This is a genomic window from Citrobacter sp. C348 (assembly GCF_047467975.1).
GTDB lineage: Bacteria > Pseudomonadota > Gammaproteobacteria > Enterobacterales > Enterobacteriaceae > Citrobacter > Citrobacter gillenii.
This window is the reverse complement of record NZ_JASJUJ010000001.1, coordinates 399,608-424,921: the sequence shown is the minus strand read 5'-3', so window position 1 is coordinate 424,921 and position 25,314 is coordinate 399,608. Positions and strand designations below refer to the sequence as shown.

The following is a 25,314-nucleotide window of genomic DNA, read 5'->3' as shown; positions in this document are numbered from 1 at the left end:
GGGGAATGTGAGCTGGATCAATCAATCATCGGCGTTCTGTTGATCATCCCCCCGATGCCTGTATGGTAGTCGTCATGCAGCTAACTTAATTTGGTATAACAACTTGTGAGGTGAAGCAATGGAACAAACCTGGCGTTGGTACGGACCTAACGATCCGGTATCGCTTGATGATGTGCGTCAGGCTGGCGCAACCGGTGTTGTGACCGCCTTGCACCACATTCCTAATGGTGAAGTGTGGCCGGTAGAAGAGATTCAAAAGCGACAGGCTATTTTGGCTGAAAAGGGGCTGACCTGGTCGGTGGTGGAAAGCATTCCCGTTCACGAAGACATCAAAACCCAGTCCGGACAGTTTCAAACGTGGATCGCCAATTATCAGCAGAGTATCCGTAATCTGGCGGCCTGCGGCATTGATACCGTGTGCTATAACTTCATGCCGATCCTCGACTGGACGCGCACTGACCTTGAATATCAGCTCCCGGACGGCTCTAAAGCGCTGCGTTTTGATCAAGTTGCCTTCGCGGCCTTTGAGCTGCACATCCTGCAGCGCCCCGGCGCGGAAGCGGATTACTCCGCCGAAGAACAGCGTCAGGCGCTGGACTATTTCAATGCCATGAGCGAAGCCGACGTAGAGAAGCTGACCCGCAATATTATCGCCGGTCTGCCGGGTGCTGAAGAAGGTTATACGCTGGACAAGTTTCGCGCGCGCCTGGCGGAGTATGACGGGATCAGTAAAGACGACCTGCGCAATAATATGGCTGTATTCCTGCGCGCAATTGTGCCGGTAGCTGAAGAAGCAGGCGTGCGCCTGGCCGTGCATCCTGACGATCCGCCGCGCCCGATCCTAGGCCTGCCGCGTATCGTTTCTACCATTGAAGATATGCAGTGGTTGAAAGAAACAGTAGACAGTATCTATAACGGCTTCACCATGTGTACCGGTTCTTACGGTGTACGGGCGGATAACGATCTGGTGAAAATGATTGAAACCTTTGGCGATCGTATTCACTTTACGCATTTGCGTTCGACCTGCCGTGAAGATAACCCGAAAACCTTCCATGAAGGCGCTCACCTGCAGGGCGACGTGGATATGGTCTCGGTGGTGGCGGCGATCCTCCGGGAAGAACAGCGCCGTAAGAAGGCGGGCGATCTTCGTCCTATCCCGATGCGTCCGGATCACGGGCATCAGATGCTGGACGATCTGCACAAGAAAACCAATCCGGGTTACTCCGCCATTGGTCGTCTGAAAGGGCTGGCAGAAGTTCGCGGCGTTGAGCTGGCGCTGAAACAAACGCAGTTCCGCGATCTGTTGTAATAGCATCAACAGGGATTGGGCGAGTAGCTCGATCCCTGTTCTGCCTTCAGGGCTGAATTAACGCCTGCCCCAGCTCCCTCAGCACTCTATTGATCTGCGGTAACTGCAACCCGCCAAAACCGAAAAACATCACCCCGGCGTTGTTCTCCTTGCGCCAGATTTCTTCTGAACCATTTTCAATGTCCTGTAACGTATCAAAGCGAACACCAGCCTGCAGGCAGCGCTGTTGCAGCAAGGCGATGACGTCGGGCGAGCGGTCAATATGTAAAGAGAGATGCAGGCCCGCCGTTGCGCCGTCAATTTTTCCGTCGGGGAACAGCGCAGAAAGACCGTCCCGGAGAAGCGCGAGCCGTGACGCGTAGCTGCAGGCCAGTTTGCCGAGGTGGGTATAAAAAACCTGATTTTGCATTAACTCAGCGAGAAACTGCTGCAATAACCACTGGCTGCCGTTGTTGTTTAACGCTTTCATATTCTGCACTGCCGGGAGCAGTTCATCCGGGCAAATGAGATAGCCAAGACGCGCGCCCGGCCCCAGCGTTTTTGAGAATGTCCCCATATAGATAACCCGATCGTGATAATCCATGGCTTTCAGCGCAGGGAGGGGATTTTCGCCGTACGTAAAAACGGCATCATAATCATCTTCGATAATGTACGCCCCGACACGCTGCGCCCAGGTCAGTAACGACAGACGCCGCTCCAGTGAAAGCACGCTCCCCATTGGATACTGATGTGCGGGCGTCACGTAACAAAGTTGAGTTGCATATTCGGGTAATTTATCCGTACACAGTCCCTGATTATCCACCGCGATAGGCGTAATGTCGGCACCGTAGTAATTAAACAGATGCCAGGCTCCAGAATAACAAGGGGATTCGGTCACAATATGGCACTTTTTATCCTGACTTGCCGCGTGATGAATAATAAATATTTGGCTGAGTAGCGATAACCCTTCCTGAATTCCGTTGGTAATAATGATGTTTTCTGCGCGAGTATTAATTCCCCGGGATAGATTAAGGTATCTGACCATTTGCTCACGCAATGAAAATAATCCATTTGGTGAATGATATCGGGTAAACAATTGCTCTTTTAGTACACTGGGAGCATTATTCCATTTTCGCCAGCTTGACCAGGGAAAGGCATTGGGATCGGGGACGCCCATCCGGCAATAAAAATCCCGTCCCATCTCACCGTAAACATCGGTGGAAACACCAGCGGGTTCAGGCTTCACTGGCGGTGAACCCTGGGCTAATGGTATGTGTGCCGCGGGTGTACGTACTGGTGTAGTGAAGATCACCTCATAGCCAATACCCTGTCGGCTCTTAATCAACCCTGCCGCCATCAATTTTTCATACGCCATAACGACCGTGATTTTGGCCACGTTCAGCGCCTGCGCCTGCTCGCGGATAGAAGGAAGTTTGTCCCCGCACAGCAAATTCCCCCGCTGAATAGCCTGAAAATAAAATTGAAAGATCTGCAGTTGCAGCGATGTACGGCTTTCTCTGTTGAGAAACAGTTTCAGCATGAGAAATTCCTTATTAAAACGATAGCGACATATTACGAGTTTCTGTTTTTAACTATTTTGACTCGCCTCATAGAGTGAACGCTGTTCCTATACTCTGCTGATGCTGTCTCTATTCTCCTTTTTTAATATCCCTTAGCGTGTCGCTATTAAAATAAGGGAGCCAAATATGTCGTGGATGAGAAAGAACGTACTATGGTGGGCATTCGGTGGAGCCGTTGCCATGGCCTTTGCCATTTGGGGAACGTGGCAAGGCGTGCATTACACCAGCAGCACCGAGTTTTGTTTGTCGTGCCATTCGATGCGCACGGTGGGGGAGGAATATCAGACCAGCATACATTTTCGCAATGCCTCCGGCGTGCGTGCCGAGTGTAAGGATTGCCATATTCCACCAGGCATCGTTCCGACGCTTATCCGCAAAACGGAAGCCTTGAACGACATTTACCATACGTTTATTTCACCGTCTATCGATACCCCGGAAAAGTTTACCGCCAAGCGGGCAGAACTTGCTCAGAGGGAGTGGGCGCGAATGAGCGCCAATAATTCAGCTGCCTGTAAATCCTGTCATAGCTATGAGGCGATGGATCACGGCAAGCAATCGACGAATGCAGCGGCACAAATGACCGCAGCGGCGGCGAAAGACAGCAACTGCATTGACTGTCACAAAGGTATTGCCCATCACAAGCCTGATATGAGCAGCGGCTTTCGCGATCGGTTTAAGCAACTCCAACGCCAGGGAGAGACGCCGTCGGAGGCGACCACGCTGTTTTCGTTAGGCGAGAAAGACCTGACGGCAACGGCTGGGAGCCCTGCCGGTAAAGCGCTACTTTTTCCGGCCACCGAAGTCAGAGTGCTGAAAAAAGAGGGCAGCAATGTCCAGTTGGGAGTGACGGGCTGGCGTGAAAGCAAAGGCCGTGGGCGGGTAATCACTCAGTTTATGGGTAAACGCGTTTTTTCCGCAGTGCTTGATGATTCCCTGATGGCAAACGTAAAAATCCTGCAAACCCAGGTTGACCCTGATTCTCACCAGCAGTGGCAGCAGGTGAGTGTGACCGCATGGACTTCTGCACAGGGGCTTATCACCAGTATTACACCAGTGTGGGAATACTCGGAGCAAATGCTGCAATCCACCTGCAGCGCCTGCCACAGCACACCGCCAACTGCCCGCTATACCGCCAATGGCTGGATTGCCGGACTAAAAGCGATGTCGACCTATTACCGGCTTAATCCGGTGGAAGAACGCACGCTGTTGAAATACCTCCAGACACACGCCAGCGATGTGCCTGCCCCCCAATAATAAAGAGGAAAATGTATGGATATTCATGATTTTAATCCGTCTCGCCGCCGTTTTCTGAGCGGTATGCTGGCGGTAGGTGCCGCCAGTGCGCTGGCGCCGAACCCGCTGATATCAAAAGTATGGGCGGCAGGAGAAAACCCCGAGCAGTGGATCCAGTCCGGCTCCCATTACGGCGCCTTTGAAGCCAAAGTGGTCAACGGCGAGTGGACCGAAACCCGGCCCTTTAAACACGACAAATACCCGTGCGATATGCTGAATGCGGTACGTGAAGTCGTCTACAACCCCTCGCGAGTCCGCTACCCGATGGTCCGTCTGGACTGGTTACGTAAGCGTGAAAAATCAGATCGCAGCCAGCGTGGGGATAATCGGTTTGTGCGGGTCAGTTGGGATCGGGCGCTGGATCTGTTTTATGAAGAGCTGGAGCGGGTGCAAAAAACCTACGGTTCTTCCGGTGTCTTTACCGGGCTGGCCGACTGGCAAATGGTGGGTAAATACCATAAGGCGGGCGGGGCGATGGACAGAGGGCTTGGCCTGCACGGGAGCTATGTCACCACCGTTGGCGACTACTCGGCGGCTGCTGCACAGGTCATCTTGCCGCATGTGATTGGCTCGCTGGAAGTCTACGAGCAGCAAACCTCGCTGCCGCTGGTGATTGAGAATACCAATACCATCGTGCTGTGGGGCTGCGATCCGATTAAGAATTTGCAGATTGAATTCCTGGTACCCGACCACGAAGCGTTCGGTTATTGGCAGCAGATTAAAGAGGCGGTCGCACAGGGTAAAATGCGTGTCATCAGCGTTGATCCGGTGCGCAGTAAATCGCAAAACTTTCTCGGTGCTGAACAACTGGCGCTGCGACCGCAAACCGATGTCGCCTTGCTGCTGGCGCTCGCGCATACTTTGCATGAAGAAAAACTCGTCGACACGACGTTTATTAACGATTACACCGTCGGCTTTGAACAGTTTTTACCGTATCTGACGGGTGAGACTGACAAGCAGGTGAAAAACGCTGAGTGGGCAGCCCCAATCTGTGGCCTGAGCGCAGAACAGATCCGTGACTTCGCCCGCCTGTTGGTGAAAGGCCGCACGCAGTTTATGGGCGGTTGGTGCGTACAGCGTATGCATCATGGCGAGCAGTATCCCTGGATGCTGGTGGTGCTGGCGAGCATGGTCGGACAAATTGGTTTACCGGGCGGCGGCGTAGGGTTTGGCTGGCACTACAACGGCGGCGGTACGGTAACGTCGGCCGGGCCTGTGCTGTCGGGTTTGGGGAGTATTAACAATCCCCCCGAGGCAAAATATAAAGCAGATTTTCGCGGCGCATCGGAGCATATTCCCACCTCGCGCATTGTTGATTGCTTGCTCGCGCCGGGCAAGAAAATAGCCTTCAACGGTGAAACGCTAACCTGGCCTGATATCAAAATGGCCATCTACAGCGCGGCCAATCCGTTCCACGCTCAGCAGGATCGCAACCGCATGATTGAGGCATGGAAGAAACTGGAAACCGTGGTGGTGTTGGATCATCAATGGACCGCATCCTGTCGTTTTGCCGATATTGTCCTGCCCGTCACCACGCGCTTTGAGCGTAACGACATTGAGCAGTTTGGTACCCATTCGAATAAGGGGCTGATGGCGCTGCATCAGGTAGTCAAACCGCAATTTGAAGCGCGTCATGACTTTGATGTGTTTGCCGGGCTGTGCAAGCGCTTTGATAAAGAGGCGGTATACCGTGAAAACCGCGATGAAATGCAGTGGATACAAGCGCTTTATGACGAAGGCGTGAAGATGGGCGCATCGCTCGGCGTCACCTTACCGGACTTTGATACCTTCTGGAAAGGGGACGGATATATTGAATATCCGGCGGGGCAGCCGTGGGTGCGGCACGGTGAGTTCCGCGATCAGCCCGATCTTAATCCGTTAGGCACCCCGTCGGGGCTTATTGAAATCTACAGCAAAACCATCGCGGGTTTTCAATATGAAGATTGTCCAGGACACCCGGTGTGGATGGAGCCGTTTGAACGTAGCCATCAGGGCAAGACGAATAAATATCCGCTGCATCTGCAATCCTGTCACCCGGACAAGCGTCTGCACTCGCAGTTATGCTCAAGCGAGGCGTTTCGTAACACCTACGCGGTGGCCGGCAGAGAACCGCTCTACATCAGCGAGCAGGATGCAACCGCCCGCGGTTTAAAAGCCGGAGATATTGCTCGCGTCTTTAACGCCCGAGGTCAGGTGCTGGCGGGCGTAGTGATTAGCGCCGATTTTCCCGCTGGCGTGATCCGCATTCATGAGGGCGCGTGGTATTCCCCGCAGGAAGGCGGGAAAACCGGGACGCTATGTACCTATGGCGATCCGAATGTCCTGAGTGCGGATATTGGCACATCGCAGCTGGCGCAAGGTCCTTCCGCGCATACTGTGTTAGTAGAGGTTGAACGCTACCAGCAGCAGGCCCCGCAGGTGACGGCATTCGGCGGACCTGAGACTGTGAAAGAGGAGGGGGCCAGTGCCGCATAATCATATTCATCAGCAGCGGGCTGTGGTGTATCAGTGGTTTTCGCAACTGCTGTTTCGTGAACTGGACGAGAAGCAATTAGCCCGTCTTGAGAGCGAGGAGAGCCGGGAGTGGATGACCTCACTGACGGGGATCCCCGGACTGGCTGCTGACGTCAAAAAGTTAGCGCGTAGTCTGGCTCAGGTGCTGCGGCGCGAATGCCGACAACTGGAGCTGGCGGCCGATTTTGCTTCACTGTTTTTGCTGGCCCCTCCACAGAGCGTGTCTCCTTATGCAGGGCATTATCCGCACACGACGGCACCTGAAGAACGACGGCAAATGAATGTGCTGTTAGTCGAACAGGGGCTGGCTGCGCGGGAGAATGAACCTGCCGATCATATTGCGGTACAGCTGGCGTTAATGGCGAAAATGGTAGACAAAGAGCAGAGCGTCGCTGAGCAATATTACTTTTTGCATCATCATATTATGTGCTGGGCATCATTGTTCCGGGATAGCTGTCTGCATCGCGACGGCGAGGGCTTTTACCCTCAGGCGGTTAATGTCATCGTGCGTTTTATGCGCGAGGATGAGCAGTATCTGGAATCATTATTGATGGATGATTTTTATCTCAGCAGTCAGCGCTGAAAACAGCAAAGGGACAGCGTGCGCTGTCCCTTTTAGTCTGTGTCTTAGCAGGAACGTTAGTCTGCACGCCCCATATAACGGCGTTCTTCGATATGAATGCGGATTTTCTCACCGGCACTCAGATACTCAGGAACCAGGATCACCAGGCCGGTGGTCAGGGTGGCTGGCTTGTTACGTGCACTGGCTGACGCACCTTTAATGCCAGGTGAGGTTTCAACGATCTCAAGGTCTACGGTCTGCGGCAGTTCAAGCGCCAGCAGTTGGCCATCCCAGGTCAGCACCTGCATGTCCGGCATTCCGCCTTCCGGGATAAACAGCAACTCTTCTTCGATCTGGTCTTTGGTGAAGGTATACGGGGTATAGTCTTCTTTATCCATAAAGACATATTCGTTGCCATCGACGTAAGAGAAATCAACGCCACGACGGCTCAGGGTGACGGTATCCACAATATCGTCGCCTTTGAAGCGCTCTTCGACTTTTAGGCCGGTACGGACATCAGAAAAACGCATTTTGTACAGCGTGGCTGCACCACGTGCGCTCGGTGATTGAATATCAATGTCTTTTACAATCAGCAGCTTGCCGTTGTAGTTAAGTACCATACCTTTTTTAATTTCGTTCGCTCTTGGCATCGAAAAAATCCTGTAGTGAGGAGTGTCTAAAATATCGCGTCAAACTACTCGCGCCGGGTCATTCAGGCAAGCGGAATTCGCACTTTTGCGGGTGCAAAAAAGGTGGTACTGTTCGCTACCTACACAATCCGCGGGTTTACCTTAAAGAGAATATTGTATGGAATGCCGTCCGGATTGTGGCGCATGTTGCACTGCGCCTTCTATCTCCAGCCCCATCCCCGGCATGCCTGAGGGCAAGCCCGCCAATACGCCATGCGTTCAGCTTGATGAATTCCTGCGCTGTAAAATTTTTGGTTCCGCACTGCGGCCAAAAGTGTGTGCAGGCTTACAGCCCAGCGCTGAAATGTGTGGCCAGACAACGCGCCAGGCTATGGTGTACCTTATTGAGCTTGAAGCGCTCACCGCACCTTAAACGTCTTTGATCCGCGCCAGGCAAAAGACCGTGGCGATAATCATCACCAGCGCAAACCAGAACACCGCATGGTAGTTCCAGATTTCAGCGGCAATACCGGCCAGCGATCCGGCAATAATCCAGCCCACGCGGATGGTGTTGGTGTAAAGAGTGGTTGCAGAACCCGCCTGTCCTGGCATTAAGTCCTGGAAATAGAGCATGCCAATACCGCCGAGGATACCGATGTAAATCGCGTTCAGCAGCTGTAAGCTGAGCAGAATAACCGGCGAATGTGCCAACAGCATCCCGGCATAAAAGAAGAATCCGGCGACCACGGCGATTCGCATCAACAGACGTTTGCCCAGACGTTTAGCAAAGTATCCGGCGATGAGCATCGTCGGTATTTCCAGCCCGGCGGCGGTGCCCATCATAATGCCCGCGAGCTTTTCCGGCAGATGCAGTTCATTGATGATAAACAGCGGCATATTAATGATGTACAGGCTGTTGGTGCCCCACATTAATGTGCAGATAGCGAACAGCAGCAGGGTATCGCGCCGGTTACGACGCGGGGCTTCCACCGCGCCCGTGGCGAGGGACGCATTTTTGTTCATCGACGGTAAGAACAACCAAACCATCACACCGCAGACGATAAACGCGACGGCGGCACTCAGATACATCACCGTAAAGCTGAAACCCATGGCCAGCGCGTAAGCTAATGGCGGGCCAATCACCCATGCCAGCGAAACCTGCGCACGCAAAATAGAGCTGAACATGACGGCTTCCCGGCCCGTGCGGTCGGCATGCTCGCGGGCGAGGGCAAACATTTGCGGGTTAGCGGTCGAACCAAAGCTACTGAGGAAGACGCCGACAAACAGCAAAATAAAATAGTTACGGTTCCAGGCAAACAGCACACAGGCCAGCATCCCCAGTACGCAGCAAAAAACGATCAGATTTTTGCGATCGCCCTTCTTATCAGAACGCCCAGCTAAAAACTGGCTTACCAGGATGCCGATGACAGCGCTACCGGTAAAAAAGAAACCGACCATACCCGGACGGGCATGAACTTCATCGGTCAGAAAAAGGCTGAGCGTAGGGGTCTGCAATGCGCCGGCGATACCCGTAAGAAAAGCGACAAGCAGGAACGCCGAAGACGTTAAATCAAACGACCTGGGGGAGGCGGCTACCGGGGTGTTATGCATGTTTCAATATCTGTGATGTGAAGAGACGCGGAGTTTACGCTGCCTGTCAGAAAATAAACAGGGCGCGAAATCAAAATCGGCATGAAAAATCAAAATAGCATTTCAGTCTACAAAACAAGTCTGCTGACGATGCTGAAGCTGTGAAGTTAACGTCGTTTCGCCGTCAGCAATTCGGGATGACTGGTAGAGAAAATGTGCGGCATATCTAAATTCAGCAAGTAAATTGCTAACTTTACTTGCGTGCTGAAGCAGAAAGCGCAAAACTTCTTGAAACGTTTCAGCGTCATCTTTTCTTAAGTGTTGGAGTTGGGTGGCGCCTTTTTTCTCATGTTAGCTGAATCGTTTCAATTCAGCAGGAGAGGAGAACCATGTTCCAGTTATCTGTTCAGGATATTCACCCGGGCGAACAGGCCGGAAATAAAGAAGAGGCCATTCGCCAGGTTGCTGCCGCGTTAGTGCAGGCTGGCAACGTGGCGGAAGGCTACGTCAACGGCATGCTGGCGCGCGAGCAGCAAACGTCTACCTTCCTCGGCAACGGTATTGCTATTCCTCACGGTACCACGGACACCCGTGACCAGGTGTTAAAAACCGGGGTGCAGGTATTCCAGTTTCCGCAAGGTATTACCTGGGGTGAAGACCAGGTTGCATATGTGGCCATTGGTATTGCGGCCAGCTCCGACGAACATCTGGGTTTACTGCGTCAGCTGACACACGTACTCAGCGATGATTCGGTGGCTGAACAGCTGAAGTCCGCCACCACCGCAGAAGAACTGCGCGCGTTGCTGATGGGTGAAAAGCAGAGCGAACAGCTCAAGCTCGACAACGACATGCTGTCGCTGGACGTGGTCGCCGGTTCGCTGGTCACGCTGCAAGCCCTGAATGCCGCGCGTCTGAAAGAAGCGGGTGCGGTTGATGCTAACTTTGTTGCCACGGCTATCAATGAGCAACCGCTGAACCTCGGCCAGGGGATTTGGCTGAATGATTGTGCTCAAGGCAATCTGCGAAGCGCAGTTGCGCTCAGCCGAGCGGCAAATGCCTTCGACGTAGAAGGCGAGACGGCCGCGCTATTGGTGACCGTCGCGATGAATGACGATCAGCCCGTGGCAGTGCTCAAGCGCCTTAGCGATTTGCTGCTGGAAAATAAAGCTGACCGCTTGCTGAAAGCGGATGCAGCGACCGTACTGGCCCTGCTGACCAGTGATGATGCGTTAACTGATGATGTGCTGAGCGCAGAGTTTGTTGTGCGCAATGAGCATGGTTTACACGCCCGTCCGGGCACCATGCTGGTGAATACCATTAAACAATTTAACAGTGAAATTACCGTGACAAATCTTGATGGAACCGGAAAACCGGCAAATGGACGCAGTCTGATGAAAGTTGTGGCGCTGGGCGTGAAGAAAGGACATCACCTGCGCTTTACCGCCCAGGGTGAAGATGCTGAACAGGCGCTGAAAGCGATTGGCGAGGCCATCGCAGCCGGTCTTGGGGAGGGCGCATAATGAGCAGACGTGTCGCAACTATTACCCTGAATCCAGCCTATGACCTGGTCGGCTTTTGTCCGGAAATTGAACGCGGTGAAGTGAACCTGGTAAAAACGACCGGCCTGCATGCCGCGGGTAAAGGCATCAACGTTGCCAAGGTACTGAAAGACCTGGGGATCGACGTCACGGTGGGTGGTTTTCTGGGTAAAGATAACCAGGATGGCTTTCAGCAGTTGTTCAGCGAACTGGGGATTGCCAACCGTTTTCAGGTGGTGCAGGGGCGTACCCGTATTAACGTCAAGCTGACTGAAAAAGACGGTGAAGTTTCTGACTTCAATTTCTCCGGTTTTGAAGTCACCCCGGCGGACTGGGAACGCTTTGTGAATGACTCCCTGAGCTGGTTGGGCCAATTCGACATGGTCTGCGTCAGCGGCAGTCTGCCAACCGGCGTGAGTCCGGAAGCCTTCACCGACTGGATGACGCGCCTGCGCAGTCAGTGTCCATGCATTATCTTTGATAGTAGTCGTGAAGCGCTGGTCGCAGGTCTGAAAGCTGCGCCGTGGCTGGTAAAACCCAACCGTCGTGAGCTGGAAATCTGGGCGGGCCGTAAGCTGCCAGAAATGAAAGATGTGATTGAAGCTGCGCATGCGCTGCGTGAGCAGGGGATTGCGCATGTGGTGATTTCCCTTGGTGCGGAAGGTGCATTGTGGGTTAACGCATCTGGTGAATGGATTGCTAAACCGCCGTCAGTTGAGGTGGTCAGCACCGTAGGCGCAGGGGATTCGATGGTTGGCGGCCTGATTTACGGCTTGCTGATGCGTGAGTCCAGCGAACACACTCTGCGTCTGGCGACTGCTGTTGCCGCCCTGGCGGTAAGTCAAAGCAATGTGGGTATTACCGATCGTCCTCAGTTGGCCGCAATGATGGCGCGTGTCGACTTAAAACCGTTTAACTGACAGCAGGAGAGGCATAATGAAAACGCTGCTGATTATTGACGCTAATCTCGGCCAGGCTCGCGCTTACATGGCGAAAACCCTGCTTGGAGCGGCGGCACAAAAAGCGCATCTGGATATTATCGATAATCCGAATGATGCAGAAATGGCAATTGTCCTGGGTGACACCCTGCCTGACGACAGTGCGCTGAACGGCAAAAAAGTCTGGCTGGGAGACATCTCCCGTGCGGTGGCGCATCCTGAACTGTTCCTGAGCGAAGCGAAAGGTCATGCGAAACCCTACAGCGCACCGGTTGCGGCAGCGCCTGTAGCTAGCAGTGGCCCCAAACGCGTGGTGGCGGTAACGGCCTGTCCGACCGGCGTGGCGCATACGTTTATGGCGGCGGAAGCCATTGAAACCGAAGCCAAAAAACGCGGCTGGTGGGTGAAGGTTGAAACCCGTGGTTCAGTAGGCGCAGGCAATGCGATTACCCCGGAAGAGGTGGCGCAGGCCGATCTGGTGATTGTGGCGGCGGATATTGAAGTTGATCTGGCGAAATTTGCCGGAAAACCGATGTACCGCACCTCTACCGGACTGGCGCTGAAGAAAACCAAGCAAGAGCTGGATAAAGCCGTAGACGAAGCGACGCCGTACCAGCCTGTAGGGAATGGGCAGTCCGGAGCAACAGAAGGTAAGAAAGAGAGCGCAGGTGCATACCGTCACCTGCTGACCGGCGTGTCTTACATGCTGCCGATGGTGGTTGCCGGTGGTCTGTGTATTGCACTGTCTTTTGCCTTTGGTATTAAAGCATTTGAAGAGCCGGGCACGCTGGCTGCGGCGTTGATGCAAATTGGCGGCGGTTCAGCCTTTGCGCTCATGGTGCCGGTTCTGGCGGGTTATATTGCATTTTCCATCGCTGACCGTCCCGGTCTGACGCCGGGTCTTATCGGCGGTATGCTGGCGGTTAGTACCGGTTCTGGCTTTATTGGTGGGATTATCGCCGGTTTCCTTGCCGGTTACGTGGCGAAACTCATCAGCACCAAGCTGAAGCTGCCGCAAAGTATGGAAGCGCTGAAACCAATCCTGATCATTCCGCTGCTATCGAGCCTGGTGGTTGGGCTGGCAATGATTTACCTGATTGGTAAACCGGTTGCCGGTATTCTGGAAAGCCTGACCCACTGGCTGCAAACCATGGGAACGGCGAACGCAGTGCTGCTTGGGGCGATTCTTGGCGGCATGATGTGTACCGACATGGGTGGTCCGGTCAACAAAGCGGCGTATGCTTTCGGTGTAGGCCTGCTCAGTACGCAGACGTATGCACCGATGGCGGCTATTATGGCGGCGGGGATGGTTCCCCCTCTGGCGCTGGGTCTGGCTACGCTGGTGGCGCGTCGTAAATTCGATAACGCGCAGCGTGAAGGGGGCAAAGCGGCTCTGGTGCTGGGCCTGTGCTTCATCACCGAAGGGGCGATCCCGTTCGCCGCCCGTGACCCGATGCGTGTGCTGCCATGCTGTATCGTCGGTGGCGCGCTGACTGGCGCACTGTCGATGGCGGTGGGTGCGAAGCTGATGGCACCACATGGCGGTTTGTTCGTACTGCTGATCCCTGGCGCGATTACGCCGGTAGTGGGATACCTGCTGGCGATTATTGCCGGTACGCTGGTGGCGGGTCTGTCCTATGCCTTCCTGAAACGTCCGGAAGAGGCGGATATCGCCAAAGCGGCATAATGTAACACCTTGTGCCGGATGGCGGCGTGAGCGCTTTATCCGGCCTACGGATACCGATCTTGTAGGCCGGATAAGACGCAGTAGCGTCGCCATCCGGCATTTCTCTGCCCATCTTTATTTCTCCAGTTTGTGTCCTGTCTCTCAATTTTCTCCTTCCTTGCAAACTGTATCTAAAAAAAATTGTGATTCTGTTCATATCTATTCGCTTTAGATCTTGCGGATGGATTTACTTTGTCAAAAACATGCCTACTATGAACATATGTTTAAATATGAACATGTGCTCTAATAACTACTGCTGTGGCGGTGGTTATTTTTAACGAACTCATTTGTGGCATTTTATTGCCAGGGGACGTGCTATGCGTGAAAAGGAATACATAGTAACCATTGGCTCGGCCAATATGGATGTTGCCGGGTATTCGCATGCTTCTCTCAATTATGCGGATTCGAACCCGGGGAAAATAAAATTTACCCCCGGTGGCGTAGGTCGCAATATTGCACATAATTTGGCGTTGCTCGGGAAGAATTCATGGCTGCTGACAGCTGTGGGCAACGATTTTTATGGACAGTCGTTACTGGCACAGACCAACCAATCCGGCGTCTATGTTGATAAATGCCTGATAGTATCCGGAGAAAATACATCGAGTTATTTGTCGCTGCTGGATAATACTGGCGAAATGCTGGTTGCTATTAATGATATGAGTATTACCGATCACATCTCAGCCGCGTTCTTGTCGCAACATGTCGATTTTATTCGTAATGCGAAAGTGATTGTTGCCGACTGTAATATCAGTGAGGACTCGCTGGCATGGGTGCTGGAAAATGCGGGCGAGGTCCCGGTGTTTGTGGACCCGGTATCGGCATGGAAATGCGTCAAAATTCGTGAACGGCTCGACAGGATCCATACCTTAAAACCTAATCGACTTGAAGCGGAAACCTTAAGCGGCATTGCGCTTTCTGGTCGTGAAGACGTCGGAAAAGTGGCCGAATGGTTTCACCAACGCGGTTTACATCGTCTGGTGCTCAGCATGGGGGGTGACGGTGTTTACTATAGCGATATAACGGGAACCCGCGGCTGGTCGCCCCCGATTAAAACCAATGTAATTAATGTGACGGGGGCGGGTGACGCCATGATGGCAGGGCTGGCTTCCTGCTGGGTCGACGGCTTGCCCTTTATTGATTCGGTTCGTTTCGCGCAGGGGTGCTCATCAATGGCACTGGCCTGCGAATATACCAATAACCCTGATTTGTCTGTTGCGAATGTTAGCTCAATAGTGGAGAACACAGAATGTCTGAATTAACTCTTTCCTCTGAATTATTACAAATATCGCCAGAAGTACAGGAAGCCTTAAAAACTAAAAAACCAATTGTTGCGCTTGAGTCGACCATTATTTCTCATGGCATGCCATTCCCGCAAAATGCACAGACAGCGATTGAAGTAGAAGAAACTATCCGTAAACACGGTGCGGTACCAGCAACCATTGCCATTATTGGCGGGGTAATGAAAGTTGGTTTGAGTAAAGAAGAAATTGAATTATTAGGCCGCGAAGGGCATAACGTAACGAAAGTAAGTCGTCGTGATTTACCGTTTGTGGTTGCCGCTAGGAAAAATGGTGCGACGACCGTTGCGTCGACCATGATTATTGCCGCACTGGCTGGCATTAAGGTATTTGCAACCGGCGGTATTGGCGGCGTTCATCGTGGGGCTGAACATTCCTTTGATATTTCCGCTGACCTGCAGGAACTGGCGCATACCAATGTGACGGTGATTTGCGCGGGGGCGAAATCTATTCTCGACCTCGGATTAACCACTGAGTATCTGGAAACTTTTGGGGTGCCATTAATTGGCTATCAGACCACAGCGCTGCCGGCATTTTTCTGCCGCACCAGCCCGTTTGAGGTCAGTATCCGTCTGGACAGTGCGCAAGAGATTGCGCGCGCCATGGCGGTGAAATGGCAGGCCGGCCTGAACGGTGGTCTGGTGGTCGCAAACCCGATCCCTGAGCAGTTTGCGATGGCGGAAGAGAAAATTAACGCGGCAATCGATCGGGCTGTTAAAGAGGCGGAAGAGCAGGGCGTTGTGGGAAAAGAGAGTACACCGTTCCTGCTGGCGCGAGTTGCGGAGCTAACCGGAGGCGATAGCCTGAAATCGAACATTCAGCTGGTGTTTAACAATGCAGTACTGGCCTGCGAGATAGCGAAGGAATACCAACGCCTCGCCTGATCGACCTGTCGGGCAGAAGGCGGTCGCCCTTGAAGAGCAAACCTACCAAAACCTGGCGTTAACGCCGGGTTTCCTGGCATGAAGGGAATATCATTATGGATATAATGAGAAGTGTTGTGGGCATGGTGGTATTACTGACAATCGCGTTTCTGCTGTCAGTAAATAAAAAACATATCAGTTTGCGAACCGTTGGCGCTGCGCTGGTACTGCAAATCGCCATCGGGGGAATAATGCTGTATTTCCCGCCGGGAAAATGGCTGGTTGAACAGGCTGCGCTCGGTGTGCACAAGGTAATGTCCTACAGCGATGCGGGGAGTGCGTTTATCTTTGGTTCGCTGGTCGGGCCAAAAATGGATGTGCTGTTTGACGGCGCGGGTTTTATTTTCGCTTTCCGCGTGCTCCCGGCCATCATTTTTGTCACCGCACTGATTAGCCTGCTCTACTACATCGGCGTGATGGGGCTGTTAATCCGAATTCTTGGCGGCATTTTCCAGAAAGCACTGAACATTAGCAAGATTGAATCTTTTGTCGCGGTGACGACCATTTTCCTCGGACAAAATGAGATCCCGGCAATTGTGAAACCGTTTATTGACCGCCTGAATCGCAATGAATTATTTACTGCGATTTGTAGCGGGATGGCTTCTATCGCCGGTTCGATGATGATTGGTTACGCCGGAATGGGGGTGCCGATTGACTATTTGCTGGCAGCGTCGTTGATGGCAATCCCCGGCGGGATTTTATTTGCGCGCATGTTGAGCCCGGCAACGGAAGAATCTAAAGTCACTTTCGAGAACTTGTCATTTACTGAAACACCGCCGAAAAGCATTATCGAAGCTGCGGCAAGCGGAGCGATGACTGGCCTGAAAATTGCTGCAGGTGTGGCAACCGTGGTGATGGCGTTTGTGGCTATTATCGCCTTGATCAACGGCATTATTGGCGGTATCAGTGATTTATTAGGCTTTGGTCCGGCCTCACTTGAAGGGATTTTTGGCTGGGTTTTAGCGCCACTGGCCTGGATTATGGGCGTGGACTGGAGTGATGCGACGCTGGCGGGTAGCCTGATTGGTCAGAAACTGGCGATTAACGAGTTCGTTGCCTATCTCAATTTCTCCCCGTATCTGCAAACTGGCGGGACGCTGGATGTAAAGACTATCGCGATTATTTCGTTTGCCCTGTGTGGCTTTGCTAACTTTGGGTCAATTGGCGTCGTTGTTGGGGCATTTTCCGCTATTGCGCCGCAGCGTGCTCCGGAAATCGCACAACTCGGAATGCGGGCGCTGGCGGCGGCAACGCTCTCCAACCTGATGAGTGCCACGATAGCCGGTTTCTTTATTGGTTTAGCGTAACCGAAGTATTGCCGGATGGCGGCTACGCCTTATCCGTCCTACGGTGGTAGTCACATGTAGGCCAGATAAGCGTAGCGCCGTCAGGCAGGGTGTTGCAGCAGATAAAGGGCGTTGTCGGCGGAGAGCGTTGGGTTGTTGATACTGACGCTGGCACGCGATAATGCCGCGCAGGCCATTGCAAAATGCGCACTCTCACGGAACTCGCTGCCTTCCAGAAAACTGTACAGCAATCCGGCCATGAAAGCGTCATCTGCTCCAAAGCTGTCGACTACCGGATGTCCGGGAGGTGTCAGTAAAAATTGCTCGCCGTCCTGTTCACTGCAAAAAACAGATTCATCTTCCAGACAAACAAAAATGCGTTTTACCCCCTGTTGGTGGAGGGCATTGACGGCCAGTACGCGGTCTGCATCAGAGTGGATTGACTGGCCCCATAAAATCTCCAGCTCTTTCTGCGTGGGTTTCAGCGTATGAATCCGCGTAAACCAGGTTTTCATTTTTGCCGCTTTGAACTCTGAAACCGTATCGATAAATACCGGAATATCATCAGCAATAGTAAAGACCCATTCAATGGCTTCGGCGGTCAGGTTGCAATCTGCCAGAACGACACCTGAATGGCGGATCAGATCCCGCGAACCGTTCAACAGTTGCGGGGTCAACTGTTGCAGGATGTGGGTATCGTTAATGGCCAGTACCGTCTCTTCCTGCTGCGTGGCGATCGACAGATAGGTTGAGGTGTTATGCCCGTGCAGACGAATACAGCTGGAAACGTTGACGCCTGCCTGACGTGTCTCTTCCAGCAACGTTTCGCCATAAAAATCACTGCCGACGGCGGAAATTAAATGCACATCACGTCCCAGCAGGGCCAGGTTGTGGGCGATGTTGCGACCCACACCGCCAGCAGAACAGTGAATACTGCCGGGATGAGAGGCTGCCTGCGGGTAATGGATGTCAGCGACGCCGCGAATGTCCATATTGATAGCCCCAACCACCACGCAATAATCCTGTTCGGTGAGGATATAGCCTTTGCCTTTAATCATTCCTTTGCGCATCAGATCCATAATATGCGCGGCGACGCGCGAACGACTGATCTGCAAGATATCCGCAATTTCATTTTGTTGAATTAACGGATTGCGCCGCAGGATCTTAAGGATCTGTTTTTCCCTGTCGTTCATGATTACGCAACCGCTTTTTCTGTTTGCTGTGCTTTCAGCCAGGCGATTTCTTCCGCCCAGATATCCGGATTGATGGTTTCCAGCACCAGAGGAATGCCGTCAAAACGGTCATCCTGCATAATCCAGCGGAAGGCGTCGTGACCGATATTGCCTTCACCTAAGCTGTGATGGCGGTCAACGCGGCTGCCAAACGTGCTTTTGGCATCGTTCAGGTGCATCCCACGTAAATAGTTAAAACCAACAATACGTTCGAATTCGGCAAAGGTCTTTTCACACTCGGCGGCGCTGCGCAGATCGTATCCGGCGGCGAAGGCATGGCAGGTATCAATGCAGACGCCCACGCGGGATTTGTCTTCTACGCCATCGATAATGGCGGCCAGATGTTCAAACTTAAAGCCAAGGTTGCTGCCCTGACCGGCGGTGTTTTCAATAACGGCGGTCACGCCCTCGGTCTGCGCGAGGGCAATGTTGATGGATTCAGCGATCCGCGCCAGGCATTCGTCTTCCGGGATCTGCATCAAATGGCTGCCCGGATGAAAGTTAAGCAGGGATAACCCCAGCAGTTCGCAACGCTGCATTTCATCAATAAAGGCATCGCGTGACTTTTCCAGCGCCTCGTTGACCGGGTGGCCGAGGTTAATCAGGTAGCTATCGTGAGGAAGAATTTGTGCAGAGGTAAAATGATACTTCTCGCAGGCCGACTTAAAGTCATCAATGACGTCGGTGGTCAACGGCGCGGCACGCCATTGGCGCTGATTTTTGGTGAACAGGGCGAATGCGGTGGCATCGATTTCTGCGGCGCGAATAGCGGCATTAGCCAGACCGCCAGCGGCGCTTACGTGCGCTCCAATATATTTCATAATTGATTCCCCAAATAGTTCGAGTTGCAGGACAAAACGCAATGCGCTTTGAGCTGCGCCTGCAACTTGAAATATGACGGGAAAACCCGCCACACTCAAAACGGGAGAGTATAGCGGGTCAACGGGAGTTAGTCGTGTTTGATTATGCCATCACGCTGTGAATCAAAACGTTGATTGCACCACCACCGACAATCAGCCAGGCAAACAGTACCAGCGCCATCAGTAACGGTTTGGCACCAGCCTTTTTCAGAGCACTGACGTGAGTGGTCAGCCCAAGTGCGGCCATCGCCATTGCCAACAGCACCGTATCGAGGGTGACCAGCATGTTCACCACAGACTGCGGCAGCAGGTGGAACGAGTTAAATATCGCCACCACAATGAACAGGATGGCAAACCACGGAATGGTGATTTTGCTCTTTTCGCCGCCGTTAGCCGGAGACAGTTGTTTCACACGAGCTGCCAGCAGGATGAGGAACGGAGCCAGCATCATGACGCGCAGCATTTTGGCAATTACGGCTGCGTTTTCTGCATCCGGGTTAATCGCATGTCCGGCAGCAACAACCTGTGCGACTTCATGCATGGTTGACCCAATATAAATCCCATAGGTTTCCGGGCTAAACCAGTGCGCCAGTAGCGGATACATCGCCGGATACAGGAAGATAGCAATGGTACCGAAGATGACCACGGTGGCGACAGCGACCGTCACTTTACTGGCCTCTGCTTTCACTACCGGTTCTGTGGCCAGTACTGCCGCGGCACCACAAATGCTGCTCCCGGCACCAATCAGCCAGCTTGTGTGTTTGTCCAGACCAAACACCTTCTGGCCGAGGAAGCAGGCAAGCATAAAGGTGCTGGTCAGCGTCAACGCATCGATCACAATCCCGCTGACGCCAACGTCAGCAATCTGCGAGAAGGTGAGACGAAAGCCGTAAAGGATGATCCCCAGTCGCAATAAATGTTGTTTCGCAAACAGTACGCCGCCGTCACAGCTTTTCCAGATGTGCGGATAGACGGTGTTGCCGAGGACCATCCCCAGTAAAATGGCTAAGGTGAGGGCGCTGAACCCGGCCCCCGCAACCGCGGGGATAGAACCACCCCATAACGCGGCTCCGGTGATGACTGCGCTCAGGGCAAGCCCCGGAATAAAATGCCACACTGTACGTCGATGATTCTGTAGGGCGAGATCGGTCATAACCCCTCCTGTCAATGGAATGATTTCTTGGAGAAAATAGTAAGGTGAAGTGGTTTAAAAATAAAATTGATTATATATTTATAATTAATCTGAATAAGTGGTAAACACGGGCCATCTAGAGGAAAACGACCATGCATATCACCCTGCGACAACTTGAAGTGTTTGCCGAGGTACTGAAAAGTGGCTCGACAACCCAGGCCTCTGTCATGCTGTCATTGTCGCAATCCGCAGTGAGCGCAGCGCTGACCGATTTGGAAGGGCAGCTTGGCGTGCAACTGTTCGACCGTGTGGGCAAACGTCTGGTGGTCAATGAGCACGGGCGTTTGCTGTATCCTCGTGCGTTGGCGCTGCTTGAGCAAACGGCCGAGATAGAACAGCTTTTCCGGGAAGATAATGGGGCGATTCGCGTCTATGCCAGTAGCACCATTGGCAATTACATTTTACCTGCCTTAATTGCCCGCTATCGGCAGGATTTTCCCGATCTGCCGTTGGAACTGAGCGTGGGGAACAGCCTGGACGTGATTAATGCCGTACTGGATTTCCGGGTCGATATTGGACTGATAGAAGGGCCGTGCCACAGTACGGAAATCATCTCAGAACCCTGGCTGGAGGATGAGCTGGTGGTGTTTGCTGCGCCGACGTCACCGCTGGTAAACGGTCCCGTGACGCTTGAACAACTGGCGGCTTCACCGTGGATCCTGCGTGAGCGCGGGTCCGGTACGCGTGAATTGGTGGATTACTTGCTGTTATCTCATTTGCCGCGATTTCAGATGGCCATGGAGTTGGGTAACTCCGAGGCCATTAAGCATGCTGTGCGTCATGGATTAGGGATTAGCTGCCTGTCACGTCGGGTGATTGAGGAGCAGCTACAGGCGGGAACGCTGAGTGAAGTGCCTGTACCGTTACCGCGTTTAGTCCGTACTCTTTGGCGTGTCCATCACCGTCAAAAACATCTCTCCAATGCGCTGCTGCGCTTTTTACGCTACAGCGACCAGCAGTAGGGCGGCGATGTTTTGTCAGGCAACATGCCGGCCATTTTCTGCTTTACTTATAATCCACGGCCAGTCATGAAGGTCTCTTATAACAGCGTATTTGTGCCGGAAGAATGCCATTTCGTCTGCTACAATCGCGCCTCATTTTTTGGATGGATAGCATTTTCCCATGGTTTCCGAAACTAAAACCACAGAAGCGCCCACGCTACGTCGTGAACTGAAGGCGCGCCACCTGACGATGATCGCCATTGGTGGTTCCATCGGTACAGGTCTTTTCGTTGCATCTGGTGCAACCATTTCTGCGGCGGGTCCAGGCGGCGCGCTGTTTTCCTATATTCTGATTGGCCTGATGGTGTACTTCCTGATGACCAGCCTTGGTGAACTGGCTGCGTATATGCCGGTTTCTGGTTCGTTCTCCACTTACGGTCAGAACTATGTAGAAGAAGGCTTTGGCTTCGCGCTGGGCTGGAACTACTGGTACAACTGGGCGGTCACCATTGCCGTTGACCTGGTCGCCGCGCAGTTGGTGATGAGCTGGTGGTTCCCGGATACGCCAGGCTGGATCTGGAGTGCGCTGTTCCTGTGCGTCATCTTCCTGCTGAACTACATCTCTGTTCGCGGTTTTGGTGAAGCAGAGTACTGGTTCTCGCTGATCAAAGTCACCACCGTCATTATCTTCATCGCGGTTGGCGTGCTGATGATTTTCGGCATCTTCAAAGGCGCTCAGCCGGTGGGCTGGAGCAACTGGACCACGGGAGATGCACCTTTCGCCGGTGGCTTTGCGGCCATGATTGGTGTGGCGATGATTGTCGGCTTCTCCTTCCAGGGGACTGAGCTTATTGGTATTGCGGCGGGTGAATCTGAAGATCCCGAGAAGAACATTCCGCGCGCGGTGCGTCAGGTGTTCTGGCGAATCCTGCTGTTCTATGTCTTCGCGATCCTGATTATCAGCCTGATTATTCCGTATACCGATCCAAGCCTGCTGCGCAACGATGTGAAAGACATCAGCGTCAGTCCGTTTACGCTGGTCTTCCAGCACGCGGGCCTGCTTTCTGCGGCTGCGGTAATGAACGCTGTGATCCTGACCGCGGTGCTGTCGGCGGGTAACTCCGGTATGTATGCCTCAACGCGCATGCTCTACACCCTGGCATGCGACGGCAAAGCGCCGCGTATTTTCGCCAAATTGTCTCGTGGCGGCGTCCCGCGTAATGCGCTGTATGCGACCACAGTGGTGGCAGGTTTGTGTTTCCTGACCTCCATGTTTGGCAACCAGACCGTGTACCTGTGGCTGCTGAACACTTCCGGGATGACGGGCTTTATCGCCTGGCTGGGGATTGCCATCAGTCATTATCGCTTCCGTCGCGGTTATGTGATGCAGGGGCGTGATATAAACGATCTGCCGTATCGCTCAGGCTTCTTCCCGCTCGGACCGATCTTTGCCTTTGTGCTGTGTCTGATCATCACCCTGGGGCAAAACTACGAAGCGTTCCTGAAGGACACCATTGACTGGGGCGGCGTGATGGCAACCTATATCGGTATCCCGCTGTTCCTGATTATCTGGTTCGGCTATAAGCTGACCAAAGGGACGCGTTTCGTGCGTTACAGCGAAATGCACTTCCCGGACCGCGTGAAGAAATCGTCTTAAGAGGCCTGGCTTGAAATAACAAAAAACCCCGGCAGGATTAATGCCGGGGTTTTTTATTGCGCCAAACTTAGAAGTTGTAGGTCAGGCCAACCGTGTAACGGCGACCATCGAGTATGGTGTCATAGGTATCGTAATCGATTTGCTTATCCAGCACGTTGTACACGCCAGCCGTGGCCAGCACATCCTTGCTCACGTAGTAACGCACACCAACATCGACCTGGGTATAAGACGGCGTTCCCTGGGCCATTGAGGTGCGGCTCAGGTATTCAGAGGTTTTCCCGCGCAGGTTCAGGCGGCTCCAGAAACCGAGATCCTGCGTGGCCTGCCAGTCCAGCGTGGTGTTAAACATATGCTTCGGCATTTTGTTTAGCGGCTGACCGGAGAACTGACCGCTTTTCTGTTCAGATTCGGTGTAGGTGTAGTTTGCCGTCCAGTTGAGATCGGAGGTGATTTTCCAGCCGAAGGTAGATTCTACGCCGCGCATATTGGCTTCATCGACGTTAACGCGATCGCTGACAAAATCGTAGTGGGTCCCGCCGATGGTGCAGGCCGGATCGGCGCTGCTGTTACAGCGGCGAACTTCAGTGATCTTATCTTTGAAGTCGGTATTGAACAGCGTCACGCCCGCGTTGAGGTCGTTGCCGTTATCCCACAGCAGGCCGATTTCTTCGCTCAGGCTCTTTTCCGGTTTCAGATCCGGGTTGCCCACTATGATGCCGTTCAGACGACCACCGCCGGTCACCTGTCCCCAGCTAGCCGAAGACTGGCGCAGATCCGGTGCGCGGTAGCCCGCAGACACGCCGCCTTTCAGAGTCCATTGATCGCTGAGATGCCACACGCCGTAGCCACGCGGCGTCCAGTTGTCACCGTAGTTTTCATCTTTATCCATACGCAGGCCGCCGGTCAGCGTGAAGGAATCGGTTACGGCCCATTCATCTTCAGCAAACAGCGCCCAACTCCAGCGGGTCAGCTTGTTCAGACCGTCTGCCGCTTCCAGTTGGTTACCATTATCGCGCAGTTTTTCATAACGGTACTGTCCGCCTGCCGTCAGGGTATGTGCCCCGAGGAAAATCTGGTTCTGATTGTTAAAAATAGTGTTATAGGACTTCATCTGACGACCCGGGTTATCGGTCTCTTCCTGCTGAACATAGCTGGTGGTGTTGAAGTCGTCGTAGTAACCACTGTGGGTTAATGAATAGGTCGTGTGCACATACTTGTTTTCGCTTTTGCTGTTTGGTTTACAGCTTCCGTTGCGACAGCTTTCTTCTGCTGTGGATTTACCCGGCGTACTGTCGCGATCCTGCAGTTCACGGGCGTAATCGAAGTCAATGTCGTTTTTATCATCCGGCGTAAGGTTCAGGGTTAATCCCCCGTTACGCATGCGCTGTTCGTTATAACCATTGACGATTTCATCTTCGGCACGGTGAGAGAATAACCCGGTGACTTTTGCGCCGAGTAATCCGTCAATCAGCGGCCCGGACGCATAGGCGTTAGTCTGGTAAATATCGCCGGAGTCACGGTCTTCCTGGAAGGTGGCGTCACCATGTAGAGAACCACTCCAGCCTTTGGTATTCGATACCTTTTTGGTGATCACGTTAATCACCCCGCCCATTGCATCGGAGCCGTACAGCGATGACATGGGGCCACGGATCACTTCGATGCGTTCAATGGATTCCAGCGGCGGCAGCCAGCCTTGTTCAATGCCGGAGTTATCGCTGTTCGGTCGCGTGCCGCGTGTGCTGATCCGCTTACCGTTGACCAGGAAGAGCGTGTACTGCGAGGCCATCCCGCGGATGCTGATATCACTGCTGCTACCGCCACCCGTGACGACGACGCCAGGCACATCTTTGAGCGCATCGGTGACATCGCGGTAGGCTTTATCCTCAATTTGCTGCTTGGTGATCACAGAAATAGAGGCGGGGGCATCCTGAATCTTTTGCTCGAAACCGGTCGCGGTGACCACTACGGTATCCTGGTCAGCGGCATAGACGAGTGATGGGAGGCTGGCGACGCATACTGCGGCGGCAACGGCCTTAACGTGAGGTATAGTCATTTGTATCATTCCATTTAAATGAATCTAACTGCGTGTCATGTGAAAGGCCATGACAATTGTATGTATTTGTCTTTTAAAGACTCTTTTCAGTAAAGAAGCGGAGGGATTGTACAAAAGTATGAATTTTTGTAAACACAAATGATAATGGAAATCATTTGTGTTTAATGTGGTATTCTGGGAAGTGTTTATAAAATCAAAGAGATAGCTGTTAAAT

The 25,314-nt window shown here is 53.1% G+C and carries 20 protein-coding genes; 13 read left to right on the top strand and 7 right to left on the bottom strand.

Annotated features, from left to right (window positions below):
• Nucleotides 1-118: 118 nt before the first annotated feature.
• On the top strand, nucleotides 119-1,309 hold the full coding sequence (uxuA, locus tag QNN86_RS02045; RefSeq protein WP_181617347.1) for a mannonate dehydratase: 1,191 nt from the start codon (nucleotides 119-121) through the stop codon (nucleotides 1,307-1,309).
• 46 nt (nucleotides 1,310-1,355) lie between these two features.
• Here the strand turns inward: uxuA and QNN86_RS02040 are convergent, their stop codons facing one another.
• Entirely contained in the window at nucleotides 1,356-2,828 is a 1,473-nt protein-coding gene (locus tag QNN86_RS02040; protein ID WP_414210548.1) for a PLP-dependent aminotransferase family protein, read from the bottom strand.
• 166 nt (nucleotides 2,829-2,994) lie between these two features.
• On the opposite strand from QNN86_RS02040, the gene torC reads away from it, so the two are divergent.
• The 3 genes from torC to torD are packed head-to-tail and all read left to right on the top strand — an operon-like array spanning nucleotide 2,995 to nucleotide 7,258.
• Entirely contained in the window at nucleotides 2,995-4,122 is a 1,128-nt protein-coding gene (gene torC / locus QNN86_RS02035) for a pentaheme c-type cytochrome TorC (protein ID WP_414210547.1), read from the top strand.
• 15 nt (nucleotides 4,123-4,137) lie between these two features.
• On the top strand, nucleotides 4,138-6,636 hold the full coding sequence (torA, locus tag QNN86_RS02030) for a trimethylamine-N-oxide reductase TorA (protein WP_414210546.1): 2,499 nt from the start codon (nucleotides 4,138-4,140) through the stop codon (nucleotides 6,634-6,636).
• Nucleotides 6,626-7,258 (top strand): molecular chaperone TorD, encoded by a 633-nt coding sequence (gene torD / locus QNN86_RS02025; RefSeq protein WP_279277920.1) that lies wholly within the window; start codon nucleotides 6,626-6,628, stop codon nucleotides 7,256-7,258. Before torA ends, torD begins: the two co-directional genes overlap by 11 nt.
• A gap of 56 nt (nucleotides 7,259-7,314) precedes the next feature.
• Here torD and yeiP read toward each other — a convergent pair whose 3' ends face one another.
• Complete coding sequence (yeiP, locus tag QNN86_RS02020) at nucleotides 7,315-7,887, bottom strand: elongation factor P-like protein YeiP (protein ID WP_096756467.1); 573 nt, start codon at nucleotides 7,885-7,887, stop codon at nucleotides 7,315-7,317.
• A gap of 157 nt (nucleotides 7,888-8,044) precedes the next feature.
• Here yeiP and QNN86_RS02015 point away from each other — a divergent pair, with 157 nt between their 5' ends.
• Nucleotides 8,045-8,299, top strand: a complete 255-nt coding sequence (locus QNN86_RS02015; RefSeq protein WP_096756468.1) for a YkgJ family cysteine cluster protein — start codon at nucleotides 8,045-8,047, stop codon at nucleotides 8,297-8,299.
• On the opposite strand, the gene setB is transcribed toward QNN86_RS02015, so the two are convergent.
• Nucleotides 8,296-9,477, bottom strand: coding sequence for a sugar efflux transporter SetB (gene setB / locus QNN86_RS02010; protein ID WP_181498407.1), 1,182 nt, complete (start codon nucleotides 9,475-9,477; stop codon nucleotides 8,296-8,298). The two genes, QNN86_RS02015 and setB, sit on opposite strands and share 4 nt — an antisense overlap.
• A 368-nt stretch (nucleotides 9,478-9,845) precedes the next feature.
• On the opposite strand from setB, the gene fruB reads away from it, so the two are divergent.
• The 6 genes from fruB (at nucleotide 9,846) to QNN86_RS01980 (ending at nucleotide 17,186) form a co-directional block, all read left to right on the top strand.
• Nucleotides 9,846-10,976, top strand: a complete 1,131-nt coding sequence (gene fruB / locus QNN86_RS02005; protein WP_096756470.1) for a fused PTS fructose transporter subunit IIA/HPr protein — start codon at nucleotides 9,846-9,848, stop codon at nucleotides 10,974-10,976.
• Nucleotides 10,976-11,914 carry a 1-phosphofructokinase gene (gene fruK / locus QNN86_RS02000; RefSeq protein ID WP_003834544.1) on the top strand — a complete coding sequence of 313 codons (939 nt, stop codon included), beginning with the start codon at nucleotides 10,976-10,978 and terminating at the stop codon, nucleotides 11,912-11,914. The genes fruB and fruK overlap by 1 nt, the downstream gene beginning before the upstream one ends.
• A gap of 16 nt (nucleotides 11,915-11,930) precedes the next feature.
• Complete coding sequence (fruA, locus tag QNN86_RS01995; protein ID WP_414210545.1) at nucleotides 11,931-13,619, top strand: PTS fructose transporter subunit IIBC; 1,689 nt, start codon at nucleotides 11,931-11,933, stop codon at nucleotides 13,617-13,619.
• A 356-nt stretch (nucleotides 13,620-13,975) separates the two neighbouring features.
• Nucleotides 13,976-14,917 carry a pseudouridine kinase gene (locus QNN86_RS01990; RefSeq protein WP_414210544.1) on the top strand — a complete coding sequence of 314 codons (942 nt, stop codon included), beginning with the start codon at nucleotides 13,976-13,978 and terminating at the stop codon, nucleotides 14,915-14,917.
• Nucleotides 14,905-15,840: a pseudouridine-5'-phosphate glycosidase gene (locus tag QNN86_RS01985; protein WP_414210543.1), complete on the top strand. Its 936-nt coding sequence runs from the start codon at nucleotides 14,905-14,907 to the stop codon at nucleotides 15,838-15,840. Before QNN86_RS01990 ends, QNN86_RS01985 begins: the two co-directional genes overlap by 13 nt.
• 95 nt (nucleotides 15,841-15,935) lie before the next feature.
• On the top strand, nucleotides 15,936-17,186 hold the full coding sequence (locus QNN86_RS01980; RefSeq protein ID WP_182269573.1) for a NupC/NupG family nucleoside CNT transporter: 1,251 nt from the start codon (nucleotides 15,936-15,938) through the stop codon (nucleotides 17,184-17,186).
• 80 nt (nucleotides 17,187-17,266) lie between these two features.
• Here QNN86_RS01980 and QNN86_RS01975 read toward each other — a convergent pair whose 3' ends face one another.
• The 3 genes from QNN86_RS01975 to QNN86_RS01965 form a co-directional block, all read right to left on the bottom strand.
• On the bottom strand, nucleotides 17,267-18,358 hold the full coding sequence (locus tag QNN86_RS01975; protein WP_182269574.1) for a sugar kinase: 1,092 nt from the start codon (nucleotides 18,356-18,358) through the stop codon (nucleotides 17,267-17,269).
• 2 nt (nucleotides 18,359-18,360) lie between these two features.
• Complete coding sequence (gene nfo, locus QNN86_RS01970; RefSeq protein ID WP_182269575.1) at nucleotides 18,361-19,218, bottom strand: deoxyribonuclease IV; 858 nt, start codon at nucleotides 19,216-19,218, stop codon at nucleotides 18,361-18,363.
• 142 nt (nucleotides 19,219-19,360) lie between these two features.
• A complete protein-coding gene (locus QNN86_RS01965; protein ID WP_181617335.1) occupies nucleotides 19,361-20,410 on the bottom strand; it encodes a YeiH family protein in 1,050 nt (349 codons plus the stop codon).
• Between the two features lie 131 nt (nucleotides 20,411-20,541).
• On the opposite strand from QNN86_RS01965, the gene yieE reads away from it, so the two are divergent.
• Both yieE and lysP read left to right on the top strand, forming a co-directional pair.
• Nucleotides 20,542-21,411, top strand: coding sequence for a DNA-binding transcriptional regulator YeiE (yieE, locus tag QNN86_RS01960; RefSeq protein ID WP_181498402.1), 870 nt, complete (start codon nucleotides 20,542-20,544; stop codon nucleotides 21,409-21,411).
• A 160-nt stretch (nucleotides 21,412-21,571) separates the two neighbouring features.
• Nucleotides 21,572-23,047: a lysine-specific permease gene (gene lysP, locus QNN86_RS01955; RefSeq protein WP_181617334.1), complete on the top strand. Its 1,476-nt coding sequence runs from the start codon at nucleotides 21,572-21,574 to the stop codon at nucleotides 23,045-23,047.
• 67 nt (nucleotides 23,048-23,114) lie between these two features.
• Here lysP and QNN86_RS01950 read toward each other — a convergent pair whose 3' ends face one another.
• Nucleotides 23,115-25,100 (bottom strand): ligand-gated channel protein, encoded by a 1,986-nt coding sequence (locus tag QNN86_RS01950; RefSeq protein WP_182269576.1) that lies wholly within the window; start codon nucleotides 25,098-25,100, stop codon nucleotides 23,115-23,117.
• Nucleotides 25,101-25,314 lie beyond the last annotated feature (214 nt).